This window comes from Arthrobacter sp. YAF16 (assembly GCF_052113385.1).
Lineage (GTDB): Bacteria > Actinomycetota > Actinomycetes > Actinomycetales > Micrococcaceae > Arthrobacter.
Map to the genome: position 1 here is coordinate 50222 of NZ_JBFRDC010000005.1, position 20644 is coordinate 70865.

The 20644-nt window shown below is 70.4% G+C and carries 21 protein-coding genes; 7 read left to right on the forward strand and 14 right to left on the reverse strand.

Translation table 11 applies throughout. The features are described from left to right. Positions 1-147 precede the first annotated feature (147 nt). A complete protein-coding gene (locus tag AB4Y91_RS11600) occupies positions 148-2832 on the forward strand; it encodes an ATP-dependent RNA helicase (protein ID WP_441418629.1) in 2685 nt (894 codons plus the stop codon). A 27-nt stretch (positions 2833-2859) separates the two neighbouring features. On the opposite strand, the gene AB4Y91_RS11605 is transcribed toward AB4Y91_RS11600, so the two are convergent. From AB4Y91_RS11605 to AB4Y91_RS11625, 5 genes are all read right to left on the reverse strand, one after another. Beyond that, on the reverse strand, positions 2860-3084 hold the full coding sequence (locus AB4Y91_RS11605; protein ID WP_441418630.1) for a VOC family protein: 225 nt from the start codon (positions 3082-3084) through the stop codon (positions 2860-2862). A 41-nt stretch (positions 3085-3125) separates the two neighbouring features. Next, positions 3126-3347 carry a hypothetical protein gene (locus AB4Y91_RS11610; RefSeq protein ID WP_441418631.1) on the reverse strand — a complete coding sequence of 74 codons (222 nt, stop codon included), beginning with the start codon at positions 3345-3347 and terminating at the stop codon, positions 3126-3128. Positions 3348-3412: 65 nt separating this feature from the next. Beyond that, on the reverse strand, positions 3413-4333 hold the full coding sequence (locus AB4Y91_RS11615; RefSeq protein ID WP_441418632.1) for an amidohydrolase family protein: 921 nt from the start codon (positions 4331-4333) through the stop codon (positions 3413-3415). A gap of 11 nt (positions 4334-4344) precedes the next feature. Continuing rightward, a complete protein-coding gene (locus AB4Y91_RS11620; RefSeq protein ID WP_441418633.1) occupies positions 4345-5037 on the reverse strand; it encodes an alpha/beta hydrolase family protein in 693 nt (230 codons plus the stop codon). Beyond that, positions 5024-5374: a hypothetical protein gene (locus AB4Y91_RS11625; protein ID WP_441418634.1), complete on the reverse strand. Its 351-nt coding sequence runs from the start codon at positions 5372-5374 to the stop codon at positions 5024-5026. Before AB4Y91_RS11625 ends, AB4Y91_RS11620 begins: the two co-directional genes overlap by 14 nt. A 154-nt stretch (positions 5375-5528) precedes the next feature. Between AB4Y91_RS11625 and AB4Y91_RS11630 the strand changes: the two genes are divergently transcribed. The 3 genes from AB4Y91_RS11630 to ligD are packed head-to-tail and all read left to right on the forward strand — an operon-like array spanning position 5529 to position 10430. Next, positions 5529-6812: a class I SAM-dependent methyltransferase gene (locus AB4Y91_RS11630; protein ID WP_441418635.1), complete on the forward strand. Its 1284-nt coding sequence runs from the start codon at positions 5529-5531 to the stop codon at positions 6810-6812. After that, entirely contained in the window at positions 6812-9361 is a 2550-nt protein-coding gene (locus tag AB4Y91_RS11635) for a cation-translocating P-type ATPase (RefSeq protein ID WP_441418636.1), read from the forward strand. The genes AB4Y91_RS11630 and AB4Y91_RS11635 overlap by 1 nt, the downstream gene beginning before the upstream one ends. A 46-nt stretch (positions 9362-9407) precedes the next feature. After that, positions 9408-10430, forward strand: a complete 1023-nt coding sequence (gene ligD / locus AB4Y91_RS11640; protein WP_441418637.1) for a non-homologous end-joining DNA ligase — start codon at positions 9408-9410, stop codon at positions 10428-10430. A gap of 12 nt (positions 10431-10442) precedes the next feature. Here ligD and AB4Y91_RS11645 read toward each other — a convergent pair whose 3' ends face one another. The 4 genes from AB4Y91_RS11645 to AB4Y91_RS11660 are packed head-to-tail and all read right to left on the reverse strand — an operon-like array spanning position 10443 to position 13174. Next, complete coding sequence (locus AB4Y91_RS11645; protein ID WP_441418638.1) at positions 10443-11468, reverse strand: isopenicillin N synthase family dioxygenase; 1026 nt, start codon at positions 11466-11468, stop codon at positions 10443-10445. A 23-nt stretch (positions 11469-11491) separates the two neighbouring features. Then, positions 11492-12241, reverse strand: a complete 750-nt coding sequence (locus tag AB4Y91_RS11650; protein WP_441418639.1) for a CDP-alcohol phosphatidyltransferase family protein — start codon at positions 12239-12241, stop codon at positions 11492-11494. 34 nt (positions 12242-12275) lie between these two features. Beyond that, the gene (locus tag AB4Y91_RS11655; protein WP_441418640.1) at positions 12276-12752 is read right to left on the reverse strand and encodes a hypothetical protein; all 477 of its coding nucleotides are present in this window, start codon (positions 12750-12752) and stop codon (positions 12276-12278) included. Further along, positions 12749-13174 (reverse strand): cupredoxin domain-containing protein, encoded by a 426-nt coding sequence (locus AB4Y91_RS11660; protein ID WP_441418641.1) that lies wholly within the window; start codon positions 13172-13174, stop codon positions 12749-12751. Before AB4Y91_RS11660 ends, AB4Y91_RS11655 begins: the two co-directional genes overlap by 4 nt. Before the next feature lie 493 nt (positions 13175-13667). On the opposite strand from AB4Y91_RS11660, the gene AB4Y91_RS11665 reads away from it, so the two are divergent. Then, positions 13668-14525, forward strand: a complete 858-nt coding sequence (locus AB4Y91_RS11665) for an AfsR/SARP family transcriptional regulator (protein WP_441418642.1) — start codon at positions 13668-13670, stop codon at positions 14523-14525. Between the two features lie 106 nt (positions 14526-14631). On the opposite strand, the gene AB4Y91_RS11670 is transcribed toward AB4Y91_RS11665, so the two are convergent. From AB4Y91_RS11670 to AB4Y91_RS11685, 4 genes are all read right to left on the reverse strand, one after another. After that, positions 14632-15921 (reverse strand): Y-family DNA polymerase, encoded by a 1290-nt coding sequence (locus tag AB4Y91_RS11670; RefSeq protein ID WP_441418643.1) that lies wholly within the window; start codon positions 15919-15921, stop codon positions 14632-14634. An 18-nt stretch (positions 15922-15939) separates the two neighbouring features. After that, positions 15940-16371, reverse strand: a complete 432-nt coding sequence (locus AB4Y91_RS11675) for a LexA family protein (RefSeq protein ID WP_441418644.1) — start codon at positions 16369-16371, stop codon at positions 15940-15942. A 125-nt stretch (positions 16372-16496) separates the two neighbouring features. Further along, complete coding sequence (locus AB4Y91_RS11680; RefSeq protein ID WP_441418645.1) at positions 16497-17123, reverse strand: hypothetical protein; 627 nt, start codon at positions 17121-17123, stop codon at positions 16497-16499. Positions 17124-17237: 114 nt separating this feature from the next. Then, the gene (locus AB4Y91_RS11685) at positions 17238-17858 is read right to left on the reverse strand and encodes an L-threonylcarbamoyladenylate synthase (RefSeq protein ID WP_441418646.1); all 621 of its coding nucleotides are present in this window, start codon (positions 17856-17858) and stop codon (positions 17238-17240) included. A gap of 182 nt (positions 17859-18040) precedes the next feature. On the opposite strand from AB4Y91_RS11685, the gene AB4Y91_RS11690 reads away from it, so the two are divergent. Together AB4Y91_RS11690 and AB4Y91_RS11695 are read left to right on the forward strand one after the other, a co-directional pair. Then, positions 18041-18910 carry an SDR family NAD(P)-dependent oxidoreductase gene (locus tag AB4Y91_RS11690; protein WP_441418647.1) on the forward strand — a complete coding sequence of 290 codons (870 nt, stop codon included), beginning with the start codon at positions 18041-18043 and terminating at the stop codon, positions 18908-18910. Further along, positions 18907-19452, forward strand: a complete 546-nt coding sequence (locus tag AB4Y91_RS11695; protein ID WP_441418648.1) for an NAD(P)H-dependent oxidoreductase — start codon at positions 18907-18909, stop codon at positions 19450-19452. The genes AB4Y91_RS11690 and AB4Y91_RS11695 overlap by 4 nt, the downstream gene beginning before the upstream one ends. Before the next feature lie 46 nt (positions 19453-19498). Here the strand turns inward: AB4Y91_RS11695 and AB4Y91_RS11700 are convergent, their stop codons facing one another. Continuing rightward, entirely contained in the window at positions 19499-20644 is a 1146-nt protein-coding gene (locus AB4Y91_RS11700; protein WP_441418649.1) for an XdhC family protein, read from the reverse strand.

Consider the following 20644-nt stretch of genomic DNA (forward strand, 5'->3'; position numbering starts at 1 on the left):
CCACCTTTGTGATTGAGAAGTCCCAGTCTTCCGTAGTTTCCCCTCCCGCCGCGCCGCAGCCTAGGCGTTGAAGCGATACAGGGCGGGCCGGGCAGGCAGGATGGGCCCGCAGAACTGCCGCCAGGCGCGGCGGGGGACAATGGAGGAGTGACTCCAACGCCCACTGCTCCCAACCCGGCGGACAAGCCCTTCGATCTCGGCTCCATTGGAACCGGTCTGGTCTTTGCCGCTTCCCTGGGCAAGCTCGCGGAGGCCCTGCAGGCGGGATCCCCGGCGGGCACGGCGGTGGTCGAGGCGCCCCCGGGTACGGGCAAGACCACCCTGGTCCCGCCGCTGCTGGCCAACCTTGCCCACGGCGCCGGTGTGCGCGCCCCGCGCATCGTGGTGACCCAGCCGCGCCGCGTCGCCGCGCGTTCCGCGGCCCGGCGCCTCGCCGCTTTGGACGGCAGCCCGCTGGGCGGGCGCGTCGGCTACACGGTCCGCGGCGACCGCCAGGCCGGCCCCGGCACCTGGATCGAGTTCGTCACTCCCGGCATCCTGCTGCGCCGCCTCCTCGCCGATCCCGGGCTGGAGGGCACCGATGCGGTGGTGCTCGACGAGGTCCACGAACGGGGACTGGAGACCGACCTGCTGCTCGGCATGCTCGCCGAGGTCCGGCAGCTGCGCGGGGACCTCACGCTCGTCGCCATGTCAGCCACCCTGGACGCGCCGCGCTTCGCCGCCCTGCTGGGGGACACGACGCCGCCGTCGGACACCTTGCCGGAGGGGCGCGGCGCAGGGGCCGGCGGGCACGACGGCGGCGGCGCGGCTCCCGTTGTGGGCTGTCCTTCCGCGCTGTACCCGCTCGAGGTCCAGTGGACGCCCGCCCCGGCCGCCCGCCTGGACGCCCGGGGAGTGACGCGCGCGTTCCTGGACCATGTGGCGGATACGGCCGCTGACGCCCACGCCGCGGCGCTCGCCGCCGGAGAGGACATCGATGCCCTGGTCTTCGTCCCGGGTGCGCGGGAGGTCTCCCACGTCGCCGCCCGGCTGCGCGGCCGGGTGACGGCAGAGGTGCTGGAGCTGCACGGCCAGGTGGGCCCGGCCACTCAGGACCGGGCCGTATCCGGCCGCAGCCCCGGCGAACCCGCTCGGATCATCGTCTCCACCGCGCTCGCCGAGTCCTCCCTGACGGTGCCGGGCGTACGCCTGGTGGTCGATTCCGGCCTCTCCCGCGAACCGCGGCGGGACGCGGGGCGCGGCATGACGGGCCTGGTGACCGTGTCCTGTTCCCGGGCCTCCGCCGAACAGCGCGCCGGACGGGCCGCCCGGCTGGGCCCCGGACGCGTGGTCCGCTGCTATGACCAGAAGAGCTACGGAGCCGCCCCTGCCCATCAGACCCCGGAGATTGCCGTCGCCGACCTGACGGGCGCAGCCCTGGTGCTGGCCTGCTGGGGCTCGCCGGGCGGCAGCGGGCTGGCACTCCCGGACGCCCCGCCCAGGGCCGCGATGGACGAGGCCGTCGAAGTGCTGCGCGAACTCGGCGCGGTGGGACCCGCGGGCCTGGCCACGGAGCTCGGCAAGACGCTGGCCCGGATTCCGGCGGATCCGCGGCTCGCCCGCGCCCTGCTGGACGGCGCCGCCGCCGTGGGGCACCGCACCGCGGCGGAGGCCGTCGCCGTCGTCGCCGGCGGACAACGCGCCCCCGGCGCCGACCTGCCCGGACTACTGAGCGCCCTGCGCTCCGGCAACGACCCGGGGTCCCGTCGCTGGGCGGACGACGTCCGGCGGATGGAGGCCATTGCCCGCCAGCCGCAGTCCGGCAGCGTGGCGTCGCTGCCGACGGCGCCCGCAGCCGGCACGGACGGCACCGGATTCGTCGTCGCCCTCGCGTTCCCGGACCGGGTGGCGCGCCGGGTCCCGGGACCGGACGAGCGCTACTTGCTGTCCTCCGGAACCCGTGCCGGGCTCCCGGGCGGCAGCCGCCTGGCCGGCCACGAGTGGCTCGCCGTTGCCGAGGTTTCGCGCGCCGACGGGAAAGACGCGGCCGGAACCGGCGCGGTCATCCGGTCCGCCGCGCCGCTGACGGCGGAGGCCGCGGAGGCCGCCGCGCGGCATTTGCTCAGCGACACCGTGGAGGCAGGATTCGGCCAGGGCCGGGTCACCGCCCGCCGGGAACGCCGCCTGGGCGCGATCGTGCTCTCCTCGACGCCGGTGCGTCCGTCCGCGGCGGAAGGCCGCGCCGCGGTGGCCCGCGCCTTGGCGCAGGCAGGGCTGCAGACGATCGGCTGGTCGGCGGCGGCGGACGCCTTGCGCCGGCGCCTGGCCCTGCTGCACCGCGAACTGGGCGAACCCTGGCCGGACATGTCAGAGCCCGCCCTGCTGGCCCGGCTGGACGAGTGGCTGGCGCCGGAGCTCGAGGCCCTGGCCGCCGGTGCCGCAACGAGCGGCATCGGCCTGGCCGAACCGTTGCGGCGGCTGCTGCCCTGGCCCGAAGCGGGACGGCTGGGGGAGTTGGCTCCGGAGGCGCTGGAGGTACCCAGCGGCTCGCGGGTGCGGATCGATTACCCCGAGGCGGATGACGACGGCGGCCGGCCGGTGGTCGCGGTCAAGCTGCAGGAGTGCTTCGGCTGGGATCAGACGCCGCGGCTGGTGGATGGCCGCGTGCCGGTGTTGTTCCACCTGCTCTCGCCCGCCAGACGGCCGCTCGCGGTGACCGACGATCTGGCATCCTTCTGGTCCGGGCCCTACGCGCAGGTCCGGGCGGAGATGCGCGGCCGCTACCCGAAGCATCCCTGGCCTGAGGATCCCTGGACGGCACCCGCGACGGCCAGGGTCAAGAGCAGGATGTGACGGCCGGGGCCGACCCCCGCAGCTCCGTCAAGCCCCGGAAAGACCGGGTTCATACGTCCCGGCGTTCCACTCCTGTCCTTGCGGGTCCAGCACCCGTGCCAGCACTGCACCGCCGAGGCGGACTTCCGCATGGACGACCCGGCCCCCGGCCCCGTCCTCGCGGCGGACGACCTCAAACCCGACCCGCTCCATCCAGTCCAGCGCGGCAGGGGCATCCTGGTAGCTGAGGTAGGCGAAAAGCTTCGTCATCATGAGCGGATGCTAGTCCCGGGGCCCGCCGGTGGGTACCCGCGCTACCCGGCCTCGGCGCCCTCCCAGGCAACGTGGACCCAGCGCTGGCCTTCGCCGTCCCAGGATTCCGAATGGCCCAGCAGGGCCAGGTCCTGGAAGCTGACCTCGATCCCGTCGCGCTGAAGTTCGTCGCGGAGTTCGTGGGTGGCCTCACGGACCGCTGTTGCCACTGCCTCGGGATTGCTGGATTCGACGCGCCGGGACGCTTCATATGGTTTGCTCATGGGCACCATCATTCAGCCTCGGAGCCGTTATGGGAACCATTGCCCGCAACCGGAACAACTGGGGATCAGCTGCCGATCAGCCGTTCGCCGTTGAACCAGCACACCGCCCGCAGCCAGCCGTCGTCGAGCCGTGGCTCCTTGTCGCGGAGCCGTTCGAGTGCCTCAAGCTGGTGCGCGTAGGGGTACGGGATGTTCGGGAAGTCGCTGCCGAGCACGATCCGGTCCGCAAATTCCGATAGCCTCGGCAGCAGCCTGGCCGGGAACGGGGCCACCTCTTCAAAAAAGTCGGTAAACGCCATCGTGGTGTCGAGGTGGACGCGCGGGAACTTTTCGGCCAGGGCAAGGAATTCCCCGTATTCCGGCGTGCCCAGATGCGCGACGACGGCGGTGAGCCCGGGATGCCGGCGCAGCACGCCCTCAAGCTTGTCCGGGCCGGTGAACCCGGCCCTCGGCACCGGGCCGCTGCCCACATGCACCACCACGGGAACGGCCGCGTCCGCGAGGAGTCCCCAGACCGGGTCCAGGACCGGCTCGCGCAGGTCGAAACCGCCCACCTGGGCGTGGATCTTGAAGACGCGCGCGCCGCGGTGGAGGGCAGACTCGACCTGCCCCAGCACGCCGTCCTCCGGGTAGAACGTGGCGCTGGGCACGCAGTCCGGCTCAGCCGAGGCGAGGTCCAGGGCAAAGTCCGTGAGGTCCGCCGCCATCCCGGGCCGGTGCGCGTAGGTAAGGGCGGTGAAGCGTCGGACCCCCAATTGCCGGAGCCGGGCCAACCTGCTGTCCTGGTCCGTGCGGTAGGTGATCGGCCAGGGCCTGCCCACCAGCGGTCCGGCCTCATCGAAATGCGCCCAGACCCGCCGCAGCATCCGCTCGGGGAGGAAATGCGTGTGGATGTCGATCAGCCCCGGCAACCCCAGCCGCTGCCACCACGCGGGGACGTCGCCGTCGCCCAGTGATCCCGGCCGGCCGGTGCGGGTGCCCGGCACCTCCGTCCCTTTCACCGGGCGCCCTCGGAGGCCGGGTCGGCGCTGTGCAGCCGGATGAAATCCGCCACCGCGGCCGCAAGGCCCGCCCCGATCTCTTCCGGCGACCGCTTCGCCCCGGCCACGGCGAAGGTATGGTCCCCGCCCTCACGCCACTGCAGCGTCGCGGCCGGGCCGAGGCGCTCCACCACGGACTCCAGCAGCCCGCGGGTGGCGAAGGTGTCCCTGGTGCCCTGGAGGAACAGCATCGGCACGGTGAGCCCGTAGAGGTGTCCGTCACGCAGTTTCTCCGGTTTGCCCGGCGGATGCAGCGGATAGCCGAGGTACACCAGACCGGCCGCGGGCATGCCCTCCGCGACCGCCATCGACGCCATCCGGCCGCCGAAGGACTTCCCGGCGGCCCAGAGCGGTTCGCCCTCGGAACGGGCAGCGGCCGCGGCCATCGCCGCCCGCCAGGCCGCGATGGCCACCGGCGGCCGGTCCGGGAACTTCCGGCCCGCCTCGCGGTACGGGAAGTTGAACCGCAGCGTTGCGACGCCGTCGTCGTTCAAGGTCGCGGTGAAACCCCGAAGGAACGGGTGCTCCATCCCGGCCCCTGCGCCGTGGGCGACGACAAGAGTCGCGGCGGGTCTCGGCGGCCTGGCGTAGATCCCGGATACTGCCGTGCCGTCGACGTCGATGGTCAGCGCGAGTTCAGCGGCGGCCATGCAGGAGTCCCCGCAGTGACACAGCCCGCAGCATCAAACCAACAGCGCAGACCACCGGTGCCAGGCCGAGCAGCACCGCGACCGGGTTGGGCCGGAACACGACGCGGCCGCCCCGGCTGCGGGCATAAACGCCAAGCGGCAGGACGAAGCCGCCGCCCCCGCCGCCGGACCCCGCGGGAGCGTCCTCGGAGGCCGGGGCGCTCCCGCCGCCGAACCCGAACGACACCAGCGCCACGGGGATCAGTTCCTCGCCGTCGAGCTGCACGGGAGCGCCGTACGCCCGGGACACCCCCACGTTCTTGAACGCGTCCACGAGGGACGAAAATGCCTCAGCCATGTCTGCCACCCTAATCACCGGCCGCGGCGAGCACCAGAGCGGCCCGCCGACCGTTGCCGAAGCGCGCGATTCCGGGACGTCCGGCCCCTGTTCGGGCGTCCCGGTTGCCAATAGATTGGGGCTGGGGCAAGCCACCGGCTGAGAGGAAAGAACCATGTCGACTACTGCTGGAGCCGCGTCGCGGCTGGCCGCTGCGCTGGCCATCGTGCTCGGTACCACGGACATTCCGCTCCGGCTGCGCGCCTGGGACGGTTCGGAAGCCGGACCGGAGGGCGCCCCGCTGCTGGTGTTCCACTCACGCCGGGCGCTGCGGCGGATCCTCTTCTCGCCCGGCCAGCTGGGCCTGAGCCGGGCCTACGTCGCCGGCGAGATTGAGGCGCCCGGCGACATCTTTGCCAGTTTCGCCGCCCTCAGCTCGGCGGGGAAATTCGCCGAGCCCGGGCCGTTCCGGCGCCCCACCGTCCGGGAACTGGGGACCCTGGCCGCGGCCGCGGTGCGGCTCGGCGCGCTGGGACCGAACCCGGCCCCGCCCCCCGAGGAGGCCCGCGTGGCGCGCAAGGGCCGGCGGCATTCCCGCAGGCGCGACGCCGCCGCCATCTCGCACCACTACGACGTCGGGAACAGCTTCTACGCCCTCGTGCTTGGCCCGTCCCTGGTTTACTCCTGCGCGGTCTGGGACACTCCCGGGACGGGCCTGGACGCGGCGCAGGAAGCAAAACTTGATCTGGTCTGCCGCAAGCTCGGACTCCGGCCAGGCATGCGGGTGCTGGACGTTGGCTGCGGCTGGGGCAGCTTCGCCATCCACGCCGCTGAACGCTACGGGGCCGACGTCGTCGGCGTCACCCTGTCCGCCGAGCAGGCGGAACTGGCACGGAAACGGGTGGCGGAAGCAGGGCTGACGGACCGGGTCGAGATCCGGATCCAGGACTACCGCGACGTGTCGGACGGACCGTTCGATGCGATCAGCTCCATCGGCATGTCCGAGCATGTGGGCCGCGAACAGATCGGCCACTACGCCTCCCGGCTGCACGGGTTGCTCCGCCCCGGCGGCCGGCTGCTGAACCACGCCATCTCCTGGAACGCCGGACCGACCGACCCCGATCCGAACTCCTTCATCCCGCGTTACGTCTTCCCGGACGGCGAGATGCTCAGCCTCACCGAGATGATCGGCGCCCTGGAGGCCAGCGGCCTGGAAGTGCTCGACGTCGAGGCGTTGCGCCCGCACTACGCGCTGACCCTGCGGGCATGGGTGCAGAACCTGGAACGCCACTGGGACGAGGCCGTTCGGGCCAGCAGTCCGGGCCGGGCCCGGGTCTGGCGGCTCTATATGGCCGCCAGTGCGCTGGGATTCGAGGCCGGAACCACGGGAGTGAACCAAGTCCTGGTGCAGCGCGCCGGTGGCGCCGAACCCCCGCTGCGCCGGACCGCCTGGCTCTGATGACACCCGGACCGGCCGCCGCCGTCGCGGAGGGGCTCTCCGCAGCGGAGGCAGCCCGGCGGCTGGCGGCCGAGGGGCCGAACGAGCTTCCGACAGCGAAGCCGCGCAATCTCCTGCAGCAGAGCTGGGCCGTGATCCGCCAGCCCATGTTGCTCCTGCTGCTGGTCGCCGGGACCGTGAACTTCCTGCTGGCCGAACTGCTCGACGGCGTGCTGCTGATGTCCTTCGTCGTGGTGGTGATCGGTATTTCCATCTATCAGGAGCGCAAGACCGAGAACGCCCTCGCAGCCCTCCGGGATTTGTCCTCCCCGCGCGCACTCGTGGTCCGCGACGGGGAGCAGATACGCATCCCCGGGCGCGAGGTGGTGCGCGGGGACCTCGCCGTGCTCGCCGAAGGGGACCGGGTGCCGGCCGACGCGGTGCTGCTGGAGGCCCGCAACTTCGCGGCGGACGAATCCGCCCTGACCGGGGAGTCGGTCCCGGTCCGCAAGGTACCGGACGCGGCCCTTGCCGCGGCGGAGGCGCTGGGCCGGCCAGGCGGGGACGCGACGCCCTGGATCTTCTCCGGCACCCTGGTGGTGAAGGGCCACGGCCTGGCGCTGGTCAAGGCGACGGGAGCGGGCACCGAACTGGGCCGCATCGGCTCGGCCCTGCGCTCCATCGAACAGGAACCCACCCCGCTGCAACGGGAAATCGACCGGCTGGTCCGGTATGTGGCCGTGTTCGGCCTGGCGGCCGCCGCCGTCGTCGTGGTCGTGTACGGGCTGACCCGGGGGAACTGGCTGGAAGGACTGCTGGCCGGCATCGCGACCGCGATGGCGATGCTGCCCGAGGAGTTCCCGGTGGTGCTGACCGTGTTCCTGGCCCTCGGCGCGTGGCGGATGTCGCAAAAGCATGTGCTGACCCGGCGCTCGCCGGTGATCGAGGCCCTGGGTGCGGCGACCGTCATCTGCGTAGACAAGACCGGTACCCTGACCCTGAACAGCATGACCGTGCGCCAGCTGGTGGTCGGGGGACAGAGCTTCACCGTCGACGACCGGCCGCTGCCGGAGGCCTTCCACGCGATCGCGGAGTTCGGTGTGCTCGCCTCCCCGGTGGATCCTTTCGATCCGATGGACAAGGCCTTCAAAGCGGTGGGCGCGAAGTACCTCGCCGACAGCGAACACCTGCACGCCGACTGGGAACTGGTGCGGGAGTACCCGCTCTCCGAAGGCCTGCTGGCCCTCTCGCACGTCTGGCGCGCGCCCGACGGAAACCGCTACGTCGTGGCCGCCAAGGGTGCCCCGGAAGCGATTGCCAGGCTGTGCCGCCTGAACCCGGCCCAGCTTGCGGTCCTCACCTCCGAAGTCGAGACGGCCACCGCCGGCGGCCAACGGGTCCTCGCCGTGGCGCGCGCCGTGTTCGACCGGGCCGGGAGCCTGCCGGAATTCCAGCGTGATTTCGACTTTGAGTACCTCGGCCTCGTGGGCCTGAACGACCCGTTGCGGCCTGGCGCGGCCGACGCCGTCGCGGCCTGCGCGCGGGCGGGGGTCCGGACCGTGATGATCACCGGGGACTATCCCGGAACGGCTTTGGCGATCGCCCGCGAGATCGGCCTGGACCACGGCGCGGGCGTCATCACAGGCCCCGAGCTCGAGGCCATGGCGGATGATGAACTGGCCCGGCGCATCCGGACCGTCAGCGTGTTCGCACGGATGGTGCCGGAGCAGAAACTCCGGCTGATCCGTGCCCTCAAGGTCAACGGCGAGGTGGTCGGCATGACCGGCGACGGCGTCAACGACGCCCCGGCCCTGCGCGCGGCGGACATTGGCATCGCCATGGGCGCGCGCGGCACCGATGTGGCCCGCGAATCCGCGGACCTGGTCATCACCGACGACGATTTCAGTTCCATCGCGGGCGGCATCCGCCAGGGCCGCGGGATCTTCGACAACCTGCGCAAGGCGCTGGCGTACACCATCGCCGTCCACGTCCCGATCGTCGGCATGTCCCTGCTGCCGGTTTTCGTCAGCGAGTGGCCGCTGGTGCTGCTGCCGGTCCAGATCGCGTTCCTGGAACTCATCATCGACCCGGCGTGCTCCGTGGTCTTCGAAGCCGAGGAGATCGACCCGGCGATCATGGACCAGCCGCCGCGCAAGGCCGGCCAGGGCATCTTCGGCCGCCGGGTCCTGGTCATCGCCGCCTGCCAGGGGCTCGCCGTGCTGGCGGCCGTCGTCGGCGTCTACCTCTGGAGCATCGGCAGCGGGAAGGCGGACGACGTCGTCCGTTCGGTCTCCTTCGCCACCCTGGTCATCGGCAACCTGTCGCTGATCCTGGTGAACCGGTCCTGGCGGTTGCCGGTCTGGCGGACGTTCCGCGAGCGCCGGAACCGGACGTTGAAGTGGGTGGTCGGCGGTGCGGCGCTGTTCCTGGTGGTGCTGCTGAGCGTCCCGGGGCTGCGCGGCGCCTTCGACCTGGGGCCGCTGGGGCCGGGGGACTGGCTGCTGGCGCTCGTGGCCGGGGCCGCCGGGGTGGTCTGGTTCGAAATCTACAAGACCGTCCGCCGGCCCTGACGCTGCCTCCTTTCCTTGGACAGCGCCCCGGGGTAGCTTGATCCTCATGGCGCGGGAAGAAACGACGGTCTCCGTTGCGGGACCAGACGGCAGCAGGGAAGTCAGGATCTCCAGTCCCAGCAGGCTGCTGTGGCCCGAAGCGGGCCTGAGCAAGCTGGACCTGGCCCACTACATGGTCGCCGTCGGGGACGCATTCCTGGCTGCTAATGGCGGCCGCCCCATCACGTTGCAGCGGTTCTCCGGCGACGTCGACGGCGAGCAGTTCTTCTCGAAGAACCCGCCCAAGGGGGCCCCGGACTTCGTGCGGGCCGTGGACGTGGTCTATCCGAGCCGCCGGTCGCATCCCCAGCTGGTGATCGATGAGATAGCCGCCGCGGTGTGGGCGGTGCAGATGAACACGGTGGTCTTCCACCCGTGGGCGTCGCGGGCTGCGAACCCGGACAACCCGGACCAGCTGCGGATCGACCTTGACCCGCAGCCGGGCACCAGCTTCCGGGACGCCGTGCCGGCGGCCCAGGAACTGCGCAAGGTGCTGGCCGAAGCGGGGCTGACGGCCTTCATCAAGACCTCCGGCAACCGCGGGCTCCACGTCTTCGCACCGATCGAGCCCGCGCATGAGTTCCTCGAGGTGCGGCACGCCGTCATCGCCGCCGCGCGCGAACTCGAGCGCCGGATGCCGGAGAAGGTCACCACAGCGTGGTGGAAGGAGGAACGCGGCACGCGGGTGTTCATCGACTTCAACCAGGCCAACCGTGACCGCACCATGGCCGGGGCCTACAGCCCGCGGGCGCTGCCCGACGCCACCGTATCCTGCCCGCTGGAGTGGGACGAGCTGGACGGCGCGGACCCCAAGGACTTCACCGTCGCCACCGTTCCCGCCCGGCTCAAGGCCACCGGGGATCCGTGGGCGGACATGCATGCCAGCCCAGGCTCCATCGAGGCCCTGCTCGGGTGGTGGGAACGGGACGTGGCCGCGGGTCTCGGCGAGCTTCCCTTCCCGCCCGACTTCCCGAAAATGCCCGGCGAGCCGCCGCGGGTGCAGCCCAGCCGGGCCCGGAGCAAGGACTAGAAACGGACCCTCTTACTGGACCAGTTCGGGGTGGTGCAGCCTGGCGACCTCGGGGTGGGCGCGGAGCCAGCCCTTGAGCACGTTCGCCCCGTAGGAGGCGAGCATCGGGTTGTCCGGATCGTCCGAAAGCCCGCGGGACTGCGCCGCCAGGGCCGGCGGCAGCGGGACCGGATCGATGACGGCGTCCAGCCGCGGCGACCAGAAGAACGGAACCGTATAGCGGTCGACGCCGGGCGGCGGCGCCTGCACCCGGTGGATCGTCGCCGAGAGGTACCCCTGGGTCGCAACCTCCAGCATTTCGCCCAGGTTCACCACCAGAGCCCCTTCGAGCGGCGCCACCGGAATCCAGTCGTCGCTGCCGTGCGGCCGCACCTCCAGGCCGCCCACCCGGTCCTGCAGCAGGAGGGTGACGAAGCCGTAGTCGGCGTGCGCACCGACGCCCTGGGTTCCGGCCGCCGGGACCACGCCGCCGACGTAGTGCGTGAGCTTGGCCATCCACGCGGGTGTCCCCTCGAAGGCGGCGGCGAAGTGGTCTTCCGGAAGTTCCAGCGAGACCGCGATCGCGCGCAGCAGTTCCGCGCCCACCACGCACATTCGGTCGGCCCAGGCCATGGCGACGGTGCGTAGCTCCGGGAGGGCCTTATCCGGCCAGAGGTTGGGCCCCTGGATCAGCCAGTACGGCTGCTCGGCCGGGTAGTCGCGCAGGGCGGGGCGCTCGGGACCGAAGTCCAGCTGTTCCCGTGCGTCCGGCCGTCCCTGCGTCACTTCGTGGCCGAGCCGCGTGTAGCCGCGGAAATGCGGCGACTTGCGGTTGTCCAGCGCCAGCCGGTCCGCTTCCGGAAGATTGAAAAACCGGCGCGTGACGTCGAAGAGCTCATCGACTTGCGCGCCGGTGGCGCCATAGCCGATCAACTGGAAGAAGCCCACCCGGTGGCTGGCGTCGCGGAGGTCGGCAACAAAGGCGGGGTTGAATGAACCGTCGTCGTTTCTCGCCGCACCCAGGTCCAACACCGGGATTGATTCGGTTCGAGTGTCCATCACTGCAAGGTAGCACCGGTACTTCAGCTATTGAAGGTGCCCGGAGTGGCGGCAGCAACGGGGCCGGAGCGGTGCAGCCGCTCCAGCGCGGCGGTGTCACGGCCAAACGAGAAGAGTAGGAGCGCAAGCGCCACGAGGAGCGCCGTCGTGCCCGCCGCGGACGGGACACCCGGCGTCAGGGCCAGCAGCAGGGCAAAGGGCTGAAGTGCACCGATGGCCTTGCGGAGGGGCGACGGGGGAAGAGTCTTCTGCAGGCCCGGACGGAACCTGCCCGCGACGGCAAACGCGTAGTACATGAGTCCGATCAGGAGGACCCACGCCCCGGTGGACACCGCGGCGGCGCAGGACAGCACCAGGGTGAGCGCCGCATCGGTCTCGGTGTCCAGGCGCGCTCCCGCCGCGGACGCGGTCCCGGTCCGCCTCGCCACAGGACCGTCCAGGGCGTCGAGCGCGAAGGCTGCGGCGCCCAGGAAGACGAGGACCGCGGCGGGCGGTTGCCGGCCAAGGATGCCGGCGACCGTGAGGGCAGCGCAACACGCCACCAGCACGGCGCGGACCAGGGTGACGCGGTCGGCCGGCGTGCACACGCGGGGCTCCCGCAGCAGGATGGACCCGGCCGTACGGACGAGCACGGCGGCGCCGGCGCCGACGGCCAGGACACCGGCTGTAACGCCGGGGGAGCCAAGGCATGCGAGCCAGCTGCCGGCGCCGAGGTAGGCAGCCACGGCGGCGGTCACGTCGGCCGCCGCACGGCGCGGGAATCTGTGGGGCATGGTCACCTCGCCCCCAATGCTAACAACGCACTTCTCAGCTCGGGGGTCGGTCAGGGCGGCGGCGGACTGGCGGGCCGGTCGGCGAGGGCTGGCCGGCGTGCCGGGTCCAAGCCAGGCCGATGCCCGCCAGCGCAACTCCGGCACCCTCCGCAATGGCGCTGACCGTCTTCTCCGGGTACCAGACGGGCTCGTACATGGCCGGAAACGGGCCGAATGCGGGCAGGTCCACGTAGCGGTAGAACACGACGGCAGCGAAGGCGCTCAACGCCACGAGCAAGGCGAACGCATAGGCGGTCCTGCTGCCGCGCAGGAGGACCGCCAGGGCGGCGAGCGCCGCCGCCGCGGATTCGAGCAGGAAGAGGGTGCCCTGGCCGATACCCTGCGGGGATCCGGCCTGGTAGCCGGGTGCGAGATGGAGGTGGACCCCGGCGTCGATCAGCAGGGCCACGGCCGTCAGCGACCGCAGGGCCAGGTCCCGTCCCCGCGTCCCACTGCGGATCGGGACGTTCACTTGACCGTCAGCGTTCCGTGCATGCCGGGGTGGAAGGTGCAGTGATAGGCGTACGTTCCCGGCTTTGACGGCGCGGTGAAGGTGGCGGTGCCGCCGCTGCCCTTGACGTCGACGTCGAACGCCGGGCCGTCGTCCGCGGTGACCGTGTGCTCGGCGCTGTCCATGTTCGTCACGGTGACCTGCGCCCCGGCGGCGACGACCAGCGGCGTGCCGTACGCAAAGTCGCGCACGGTGATCGCCGCCGTCGACGCCGCCGCGGACGAACTGCCGGGCGGGCCGCCGGAGGCTCCGGAGCCCATCTGCATGCCCTCTTTCGCGGATGCGCTCGCCGGAGCCGTGTTCCCGCCTCCCGGTGCGCATCCCGCGGCACCCAGCAGGACCGCCGCGAGCAGCAGCGTGACGCGAACATTCCCGGTGTTCATAGCGCACCCTCTTAGACCTTGACGCGGCTGTGGACGTGAAGTTGCCTGCTTCAATTCTGCTCCCGTTACGGGCACATGGCGCCGGTGCGCCGGCGGGGTCTTCAGCCGAAATTCCCGGGCGCTCCGAGGGGGGCGTGGAGCGAACGACGGCCCGGCGCGACAGACCCGGGTGAGGGTGCAGCTACTTGAAGGAGCCCTGCTTGCCCCCGGAAGCTACTTGGCCAGGCTGCCGGCTACCTGTATTTCCTCGGGGGTGCGTACTCAACGCACGGATGCCCCTACCCGACTTTTGGCCTCCCGAAAATCGGGTAGTTTCCTACGCTTGCTGCCTCCGGGCCACCGTGTCACGGTGGCTCCGGGAGGCGGCATGTCTTTGACCAACGCGATTGCAACGGGGCCCGGGAAATCGGAGAACATCATGCACAACTTGCCGGCAACAGCACCAGCCATATCGGTTCAGCTTTTTGGATCACTGGAAGTCCGCCGTGAGGGTGTGGCACTCACGGCCGCGGATCTGGGCGGCTGCAAGCCGCGGCACATTCTGGAAATTCTCCTGCTGAACCTGGGCACGCCTGTCTCCAAGACCCGGCTGATCGAAATCCTCTGGGGGCCAAGTGCCAGCGACGGGGCCGTGGCCACGCTGGAGAGCTATGTCAGCGGCATCCGCCGGGCAATCCAGCCGGGACAGACCAAAACGGGACCACTCCGGACCGCGAACAGCGGATACGTGCTCGATCCCGGCCTCGTGGACCTGGACCTCTCGCGCTTCCGCTGCCTGCTCAGCGCAGCTGACCTTGCCGCGCCGGCGAGGGCCTATCGGTTCCTAGTCGAAGCGCTGGAACTCTCCGCCAAGCCTCTCCTCGGTTTTGAACTCGTCGCCGACTGGGCCGACGAAGCCCGTACTCGTCACGCCGCCGAACGCGTGGCGGCCATGATCTCCGCCGCCGAGGCGGCAACGCTCCTGGGTCGTCACGACGACGGGATCCGCTGGGCGCAGTCGGCCGTCCGGCTGGAGCCGCTGAATGAACGGGCCTGGCTGGCCCTGGTGGCGGCGTATGAAATCGCGGGCCTCCCGGTCGAGGGCCTGTCCGCCTATGACCGTTGCCGCCGCCTCTTCAGCCGCGACCTGGCCTGCTCTCCGGGACCGGCCCTGCAGGCGGCGCACCTCCGGCTGCTGCGGCGGCGCGCGGAGGCGGATACGGGGCTCTCCGAGGTGCTGGCGGCCCTCCTGTTGCTGTGGGATCGGCTGCACGTGGCGGGACCGCAGAGTCCGGCGGTCGATGACCGGCTAGGTGAGAACGCCGGACGGATCCTGGATTCCTTCCTGCAGCGGGTCCGGACCACGGCCTGATCGATCAGGGCGGCGCTGCGCGCCGGAGTCCGGGCGGCATGGCGCACTGCGGTGCCCCGGTGCCACAGTGCCACGGTGCCCCGGTCCTACCTTCGTGCCGGCGCCGTCAGGCGGCCTTGACCAAGGGGAGTTCGTCCCAGTGGGTTGTGTAGCGCGGGGAGAGCATGTCGCGCTTCATCGTCCAGTCGGGGCCGCCGCGGATTCCGGCGTGGCCCAGACCAATGGAGCCCCGGCCGTACTTCCGGCTGACCTCCTCCAGCAGCGGGCCGATGCCGCGCTCCTCATGCGGGTTCTCGAACACGGCCAGCGGGGCCTGGTTGGCTGTCGGGCGCAGGTCGGTCACCATGATGCCGGCCCGCGCATACTTGACGCCGTCGTCGATCCGGGGGAGCAGGGCGTAGGCAGCCCTGGCCAGCAGCACCGGGTCCGCGGTGGGCATCGGCAGCGAAACGCACACCGAGGGGTGCGAACTGTCCCGGGGGTTGTAGTGGGATGTGGCGGCAAAAGCAGTCAGGACTTTGGCCTGCAGGCCGTGCCGGGCGAGCCGGGCGCTGGCCTGTTGCGCGTAGATCCCGACGACCTGGCGCATTCCGGCCGGTGTGCTGATCGGCGTCGCGAACGACCTGCTGAAGATCAGCTGGTCGCGGCCGATGCGTTCCTCTTCGAGCGGGATGCAGGGCGTCCCCCGCAGTTCCAAGACCGTGCGCATAAGCACCACCGAGAAACGGTCCCTGATCCGGACCGGGTCCGCCCTGGCAAGGTCAAGCACGGTATGGATCCCCAGCGCGTTCAACCGTTTGGTCAGGCGCGTGGAAACGCCCCAGAGCTCGATCACGGACAGGCCGGCCATGAGACGTTCCTGCCGGTCGGCGGGAACGGAATCCCAGTGGCAGACGCCGTCGAACGCCGGGTTGTGTTTGGCCCACTTGTTGGCCAGTTTCGCCAGGGTCTTGGTCCCGGCAATGCCGACGCACACCGGAACACCGACGTTCCGCCGGACCGCCGTCTTCATGGCCTGCCCCAGCAGCAGCAGTTCCTCCGGGTTTCCGCGCACGCCCAGGAAGGCCTCGTCAATGCTGTAGACCTCCAGCCAGGCCGAATACCGGCCCAGGAGTTCCATCACCCGCGCGCTGATGTCGCCATAGAGCTCGTAATTGCTGGACTTGGCCACGAGCCCCCACTCCTTGGCCCGCGGGGCGAGTTTGAACCACGGTTCCCCGAGCGGGATGCCGAGGGCCTTTGCCTCGGGCGAACGGGTGACGGCGCAACCATCGTTGTTGGACAGCACGACCACCGGTCTGCCCTCCAGTGAGGGATCAAACGCGCGTTCGGCGCTGGCATAGAAGCAGTTCACATCCACGAGGGCAATACTGCCGCCGGGCCGGGCCTCAGGCATGGGGCTCAGACATTGGTCTCAGACATGGTGCAGGCACCGGGTGGCGACGCCCCAGATGACCAGGTCGGAGAGGGCGGGGACCCGGATGTCGGGGTAGCGCGGGTTGTCCGCCTGCAGGACCACGCCTGACGGGGTGACGCGGAGGCGCTTGACGGTGAGTTCGCCGTCGAGGACGGCGACGACGACGCACCCGTCGCGCGGCTCGAGCGCCCGGTTGACGATCAACTCGTCCCCGTCGCTGATGCCGGCGCCCTCCATCGAGTCCCCTGACACCCGCACGACGTAGGTGCTGGTGATGTCCTTGATCAGGTGCTCGTTGAGGTCGATCCTGCCGTCAAAGTAGTCCTGCGCCGGCGACGGATAGCCGGCGGCGACCGCCACCGGCGAGACCAGGACCGACAGCAGGGAAGTGCCCGCATCTATCACGCGCGGCCCGATGATTACGCCCACAACACACCCTTTTTCGAATATATGTTCGAATTAAAGTGTAGCCCCGGGGGCTGACATTTGACCGACCCTGCTGAAGGTTCCGGCCGGACGTGCGGGCACGGGCCCGGGAGGAGGGGTCTGGGGGATCAGGCGGCCTCGTACGGGGTGCCGAACAGCGTGACTCCCCATTCCGGGTTGTGCAGCACAATGCCGCTTTCCCGGCGCGCAAACTGAAGCGGAGCCTGAAGGTAGCGCTTCATCCGTGCTTGTTCCTGGTCCCACGGGAAGTTGCACGTGCCCACAAAGCTTTCCAGTGTCCGCGGGTCCGGTGTGATTGTTTCGCCGGCAATGCCGACCCTGACCACGTACGAAGCGCAGCGGATCCGCACTGTCATCAGTGCGTGGCCACCCACGCTGCTGAACCTTACGGCGTAGTCGCCGGAACTCAGTCCCGGACCCCGGGGCACAGAGGCCGGCATCATCGAGCCTGAAGTGAAGTACTGGCACTCAAGGGGCCCGTTGGCCGCGGCGACCCCGGCATGCTGCGGCAGGCATTCATCTGCACCGTGCCGGGCGGGGGCTGGCGGAACGGGCGGCGCCGGCGCCAGGGTCATGCCCGGCGACAGTCCGGCTCCCGTCCCGGCCGCGGCCGAGGCTGCCGGCAGCTTGGTCAGTGCTGGCTCGCCGGCCGGCTCCGCCGGCGGAGCCGAACCGCAGCCCGCCGTCACCGCCCCAATGACGAGGCACGCCACGGACAGCAGCGTCGGCGTCATGCGTTGTCGACAGCGTGCGTTTCCCCCGGGCGCGGCCATGATCCGAACACTAGGGGGCCGGGGGCGTCGCGGCAAGTACCCGCCGGGCCAAGCCGGCGGTCGCTGTTCCCGGCGTTATTCGAACCTCGACGGATCGCCCATGCCGTGGCGGACGACCTCGGCGACGCCGCTGGAGAAATCAATGACGGTTGTCGGCTCGGCTCCGCAGTCCCCGGAGTCAATGACGGCGTCCACCACATGGTCCAGCCTCTCCTTGATTTCCCAGCCCTGGGTCAGCGGCTCTTCCTCGTCCGGGAGCAGCAGCGTGCTGGAGAGCAATGGCTCGCCGAGTTCGGCCAGCAGCGCCTGGACCACCTTGTTGTCCGGGATGCGCACACCGACCGTCTTTTTCTTGGGGTGCAGCAGCCGCTTCGGCACTTCCTTGGTAGCGGGCAGGATGAAGGTGTAGCTGCCCGGCGTCACGGCCTTGATGCTGCGGAACACGTCGTTGTCGATCTGGACAAACTGGCCGAGCTGGGCAAAGTCCTTGCAGACCAGAGTGAAGTGGTGCTTATCGTCCAGGTGCCGGATGGCGCGGATCCTGTCCAGCGCGTCCCGGTTTCCCAGCTGTGCGCCGAGGGCGTAGCAGGAGTCGGTCGGGTAGGCGATCAGGCCGCCGGACTTGACCATCTCCACCACCTGCGTGATGGATCGCGGCTGCGGGTTGTCGGGGTGCACATCGAAATATCTCGCCATGGCACGAGCTTACGCCCGCGGCTGGCCCGCGCGGCGCGGCAGCTCCGGCCGTCGACGGCCCCGGCTTGTGCACAGACAATTCTGTCTGGTAGCTTCGTTCGGCATAGACAGTCCTGTCTAGGTCCGCAGGCGGAAGCGTGGACCGGCGAACCAGCAGCGAGAGCGAGCCCCGAATGCGATCCATGGCAGGCAAGACGGTCCTGATCACCGGTGGCACCGGCGGAATCGGGAAGGCCACAGCGCTGGGTCTGGCGGCCCGGGGCGCCCGGGTGGCCATCACGGGACGCGACGCTGACCGGGCGGCGCGGGCAGCGGAGGAGATCCGCACGGTAGCGTCGGCCCCCGTCGAGGTGTTCATCGCAGATTTGTCGTCCCAGCAGGAGGTCCGCCGCCTGGCCGACGAGGTGCTGCAGGCCCTGGACCGCCTCGATGTCCTGGTCAACAATGTGGGCGGATTCTGGAACAGCCGCCGCACCACCGTTGACGGACTCGAACACACCTTCGCGCTCAACCACCTCGCGCCTTTCCTGCTCACCAACCTGCTCCTGGAGCGGTTGCAGGAGAGCGGGCCGGCACGGGTCGTGACAGTCTCCTCAGGGGCCCAGGCCATGGGCCGCATGGACTTCGCGGATCTGCAGGGCGAACACTCCTACTCGGGCCAGCGCGCGTACAACCAATCGAAACTGGCGAATGTCCTGTTCACCTACGGCCTTGCCGCCCGGCTCGCCGGCACCAGGGTGACGGCAAACGCGCTGCACCCCGGGGTGGTGGCGACAGCGTTCGGCGCGGAAGATCCGGGCCGGGTGCAGGCGTTCCTGACGCCGCTGATCCAGCGCTGGATGAAGACTCCGGAGCAAGGCGCCCGGACCTCCATACACCTCGCCTCGGCGCCCGAGCTTGACAATGTCACGGGCCAGTACTTTGCCAACAGCACAGCCAGGAAATCATCAAAACGCAGTTACAACCAGGCCGATGCCGACCTCCTCTGGCGGCTCAGCAGCGCGCTGGTAGGCCTCGAACCCGATTCTGAAAGAAGCACAAACTTTCCATGACCGCACACCGCACGCTCGTCGTCGTCGCCCACCCTGACCTGGCGGCGTCCCGGATCACCGCGCAGCTCGCCGCCGCCATCAGGGACCTCGACGGCGTGACCGTCCGGGAACTCGCCTCCGCGTACCCGGACCGGCGCGTCGACGCCGCCCGGGAGCAGGAACTCCTGCGCGGGCATGACACCATCGTCCTGCAGTTCCCGTGGCACTGGTACTCCGTTCCAGGTGTGCTGAAGGAGTGGATGGACCAGGTGCTCACCTACGGTTTCGCCTACGGCGCCGGCGGGGACGCCCTGCACGGCAAGCGGCTGCAGCTGGTCATCTCCACCGGCGGCCCCGAATCCTCATATACGCCGACGGGGCACAACCGCTTCACCATGGCCGAGCTGCTGCGTCCCCTAGAGGCCACCGCGCACCTCTGCGGCTTGGAAATGGCAGACCCGCTGGTCCTGCATGCGGCCCCGAGGGTGACGGCGGAGGAACTGACCGCGCACGCCGCGCGCTACCGGGAGCTGCTCTCGGCCGTCCCCGCCGCCGCGCGCTGAGCGGTGAGCTTCCTGGGCTGCGGGCAGCCCTGTAGCCGGGCAGCCGCTAGGCCTGCTGCTGCTCGCGGTTCTGTTCCTCGTGGTGGATCCGCTCGTCCAGCTGCCGCAGCGGTTCGCCGCTGCCGCTCCACTGCTTGGCGATGATTTCCGCGGCGATGGACACCGCCGTCTCCTCCGGGGTCCGTGCGCCGAGGTCCAGGCCCACGGGGCTGTGCAGCCGGGCCAGTTCCGCCCCGCCCAGCCCCGCCTCTCGCAGGCGCCTCATTCTGTCCTCGTGGGTACGCCGCGAGCCCATGGCACCGACGAAGGCCACCGGCCGTCCGCGCAGGGCCACCTCCAAGAGCGGAATGTCGAATTTCGGGTCGTGCGTGAGCACGCAGATGACGGTCCGTTCATCCACCAGTCCCTGCTCCTGTTGCCGGGAAAGGTAGCGGTGCGGCCATTCGTTGACCACCTCGGCGGCCTCGGGAAACCTGGCCGGCGTGGCGAATACGGCGCGGGCGTCGCAAACCGTCACCCGGTAGCCCAGGAAGGTCCCGAGCCGCGCGAGTGCCGAGGCGAAGTCAATGGCCCCGAAAACGAGCATCCGCGGCGGCGGGGCGTAACTGGTGAAGAAGACCCGCATCCCGCTGTCCAGCCGCTCCCCGTCGGGACCGTAGCTCAGGATGCCGGTACGCCCCGCAGCCAGGTAACCCTGGCAGTCGTCGCCGACGGCGAGGTTGGCCCGCTCGGAGCCCAGGTTCCCCTCGAAGCCGCCCGGTCGCACTACCAGGTGCCGTCCCAGCCAGCTGCTGTCCGGGTGCTCGATCACCGTGGCAACGCCCACCCGCCTTTCATCCTCAATGTCCTGCCGTACGCCGTCGAGCTCGGCGAAGCGCTGCTGCGAGACCGGCTCGACGAAGATGTCGATTATGCCGCCGCAGGTGAGGCCGACGGCGAACGCGTCGTCGTCGCTGATCCCGTACCGCACCAGCACCGGGACGCCGTCGTCCTTGACCTGGGTGGCCAGCTCGTACACGGCGCCCTCGACGCAGCCGCCGGAAACCGATCCCACGGCGGCACCGCCGGCGGTGACCAGCATCGACGCGCCGGGAAGCCGCGGGGCGGACTTGAACGTGTTCACGACGGTGGCCAGGCCGGCAGTCCTGCCCTGCCGCCAGTCCGGCAGGATGGCCTCCAGCACGTCCCGCAT

Bases quoted from the DNA above. Each gene is read 5' to 3' on its own strand.
- AB4Y91_RS11625 (WP_441418634.1), bottom strand. From the start codon at position 5,374: ATGGCTGAGGCATTTTCGTCCCTCGTGGACGCGTTCAAGAACGTGGGG.
- AB4Y91_RS11685 (WP_441418646.1), bottom strand. From the start codon at position 17,858: ATGGCGAGATATTTCGATGTGCACCCCGACAACCCGCAGCCGCGATCC.
- AB4Y91_RS11660 (WP_441418641.1), bottom strand. From the start codon at position 13,174: ATGAACACCGGGAATGTTCGCGTCACGCTGCTGCTCGCGGCGGTCCTG.
- AB4Y91_RS11690 (WP_441418647.1), top strand. From the start codon at position 18,041: ATGGCAGGCAAGACGGTCCTGATCACCGGTGGCACCGGCGGAATCGGG.
- AB4Y91_RS11620 (WP_441418633.1), bottom strand. From the start codon at position 5,037: ATGGCCGCCGCTGAACTCGCGCTGACCATCGACGTCGACGGCACGGCA.
- AB4Y91_RS11645 (WP_441418638.1), bottom strand. From the start codon at position 11,468: ATGGACACTCGAACCGAATCAATCCCGGTGTTGGACCTGGGTGCGGCG.
- AB4Y91_RS11650 (WP_441418639.1), bottom strand. From the start codon at position 12,241: ATGCCCCACAGATTCCCGCGCCGTGCGGCGGCCGACGTGACCGCCGCC.
- AB4Y91_RS11635 (WP_441418636.1), top strand. From the start codon at position 6,812: ATGACACCCGGACCGGCCGCCGCCGTCGCGGAGGGGCTCTCCGCAGCG.
- AB4Y91_RS11670 (WP_441418643.1), bottom strand. From the start codon at position 15,921: ATGCCTGAGGCCCGGCCCGGCGGCAGTATTGCCCTCGTGGATGTGAAC.
- AB4Y91_RS11680 (WP_441418645.1), bottom strand. From the start codon at position 17,123: ATGACGCCGACGCTGCTGTCCGTGGCGTGCCTCGTCATTGGGGCGGTG.
- AB4Y91_RS11695 (WP_441418648.1), top strand. From the start codon at position 18,907: ATGACCGCACACCGCACGCTCGTCGTCGTCGCCCACCCTGACCTGGCG.
- AB4Y91_RS11605 (WP_441418630.1), bottom strand. From the start codon at position 3,084: ATGATGACGAAGCTTTTCGCCTACCTCAGCTACCAGGATGCCCCTGCC.
- AB4Y91_RS11630 (WP_441418635.1), top strand. From the start codon at position 5,529: ATGTCGACTACTGCTGGAGCCGCGTCGCGGCTGGCCGCTGCGCTGGCC.
- ligD (WP_441418637.1), top strand. From the start codon at position 9,408: ATGGCGCGGGAAGAAACGACGGTCTCCGTTGCGGGACCAGACGGCAGC.
- AB4Y91_RS11700 (WP_441418649.1), bottom strand. From the start codon at position 20,644: ATGCGGGACGTGCTGGAGGCCATCCTGCCGGACTGGCGGCAGGGCAGG.
- AB4Y91_RS11610 (WP_441418631.1), bottom strand. From the start codon at position 3,347: ATGAGCAAACCATATGAAGCGTCCCGGCGCGTCGAATCCAGCAATCCC.